The organism is Aeromonas sp. ZOR0001 (assembly GCF_000801015.1).
Taxonomy (GTDB): Bacteria; Pseudomonadota; Gammaproteobacteria; order Enterobacterales; family Aeromonadaceae; genus Aeromonas; species Aeromonas veronii.
Genome location: NZ_JRJY01000062.1, coordinates 2,483 through 4,384, shown reverse-complemented (window position 1 = coordinate 4,384; position 1,902 = coordinate 2,483). Strand labels below are relative to the sequence as shown.

Annotated in this window: 2 protein-coding genes and 1 pseudogene; 2 read left to right on the top strand and 1 reads right to left on the bottom strand. The window is 62.9% G+C overall.

The window, feature by feature from the left end:
- Both L972_RS21815 and L972_RS07950 read left to right on the top strand, forming a co-directional pair.
- A pseudogene (locus L972_RS21815) lies at positions 1–678 on the top strand (hypothetical protein); the annotation flags it as partial.
- A gap of 109 nt (positions 679–787) precedes the next feature.
- Positions 788–1,564 (top strand): substrate-binding periplasmic protein, encoded by a 777-nt coding sequence (locus L972_RS07950; RefSeq protein WP_047437324.1) that lies wholly within the window; start codon positions 788–790, stop codon positions 1,562–1,564.
- A gap of 12 nt (positions 1,565–1,576) precedes the next feature.
- On the opposite strand, the gene L972_RS21810 is transcribed toward L972_RS07950, so the two are convergent.
- Positions 1,577–1,902, bottom strand: a 326-nt coding sequence (locus tag L972_RS21810) for a helix-turn-helix domain-containing protein (RefSeq protein ID WP_047437354.1), incomplete at its 5' end; no start/stop codon positions are given.

Sequence of the window (1,902 nt, the reverse complement as noted above, 5' to 3'; positions counted from 1 at the left end):
GGCGTCACCGGCTCGCTGACCAACAGCGCCAGCCAGGCCATCCGCGGCACAGCCGCCAACGCCACAGGACAGGCCACCCAAGCGGTGAGCCAAAGCTCGACCGACCTGACTCGCAGTGCGACCACCGCAGTCACTGCACCCGCCAAACAGGCGCTGAGCAGTGCCGCTGCGACTGCAACTCAAGAAGCGACCAAGGCTGTTGCCGTTCCTGCCAAGCAAGCAGTCAGCAGCGCCACTGCGACCGCGGCGCAAGAAGCGACCAAGGCCGTTGCTGCTCCTGCCAAGCAAGCCGTCAGCAGCGCCGCTGCAACCGCGACGCAAGAAGCGGCCAAAGCCGTTGCCATTCCTGCCAAGCAAGCAGTCAGCAGCGCCACTGCGACCGCAACGCAAGAAGCGACCAAAGCCGTTGCCGCTCCTGCCAAACAAGCTGTCAGCAATGCCGCCGCGACCGTGACGCAAGAGGCAACCAAGGCTGTTGCCGCTCCGGCCAAACAGGCCGTCAGCAGTGCCGCCGCGACCGTGACGCAAGAGGCAACCAAGGCCGTTGCCGAACCCGCCCGGCAGGCCGTCAGTGCCGCATCCAATACGGCCGGAGAGAGCGTCGCCGATGCCGCCAGAGCGGCGGAAGCCAAGGCTCGCGCCAAGGCAGAGGCGGAGATGGAAGCCCTGCTCAAATAAACCGACAGGCCACCGCAAGGTGGCCTGTTTTTTATCCCGCTACCGGATCATGACGTTATGGAAAAGGCCACATAGACTGTTAGGTAACTACCCGTACAAGGAGTGCATCATGCGTCGTCTGCTCCCTGCTCTCGCTTCTCTCGCCCTGTTTATCGCGCTCCCTGCTCCGGCACTTATCTACTATTCGGAGCAGAACATGCCACTCAATGGCCAGGATAAAAATGGTCAGCCTGTGGGGTTAGCGGTCGAGTTGCTGCGCCTGATGTGGCGCGAAATGGGGGAGCCGGAGCAACCCATCCACTTTCTGCCCTGGGCCCGCGGCTGGTATCTGCTGACCCAGCAGCAAGAGGCCGTGCTCTTTACCACAGCGCACACCAAGGAGCGGGATCCCCACTTCCTCTGGGTCTGCCCCATCAGCCACTCCAGGGTCGCGCTGGTCGGCCGCAAGCAGGATGCCCCCAAAGTGGCCAGCAAAGCGGATCTCGCCAAGCTGCAGATCGGCGTGATGCAGGCGGATGTCGGGGAGCAGTTGCTGCTCAATCGCGGGATCAGCCCGGGCAATATGATGGCGGTGGAGCGCATGGATCAGGTGGTGCGCCAGCTCATCATGGCACGCACCGATCTGGTGGCGGGCAACGAGGTGATGCTGCGCCATCAGGCCAAAGAGCTGGGTTTCCCCAGCGAGGATTTTGTCACCGTCGCGATCATTGAAGAGCAGGATAACTGCTTCGCCTTCAACCTGAGGGCAGACAAGCAACAGGTTGCCCGCCTGCAACAGGCGCTGGACAAGGTCAAACAGGGGGATGAATACAAGCAGTTGATGAAGCGCTACCAGTTGCTCAGTATCCTGCCCGAAACCACTCCCACCATCCCGCGCCTCGAGTAACCCCGGCCCGCCCTATGGCGGGCTCGTTGTATCCCCCATCGATGAAACGGGGGATGCCTCCACCGGCGCCGTAATGAGGTGGTTCAGAAAGAGATTGAACAGCTCGGCCCGCGAGCCGAGCCGCAGTTTGCCATAGAGATGCTTGCGGTGATTCTTCACCGTGCCACTGCCAATCCCGAGCTCCGCGGCAATCGCCTCGGTATCCAGCCCCTGCAGCAGCAACTCCGCCACCTGCCGCTCGCGCCGGGTAAGCCTATCGCCCCCGACACTCGCCATCGCCTGCTCCACCGCGCTCTTGAGGCTGGCGCTGTCTGGCAGCGCAGTGCTCTGGGCCAGAA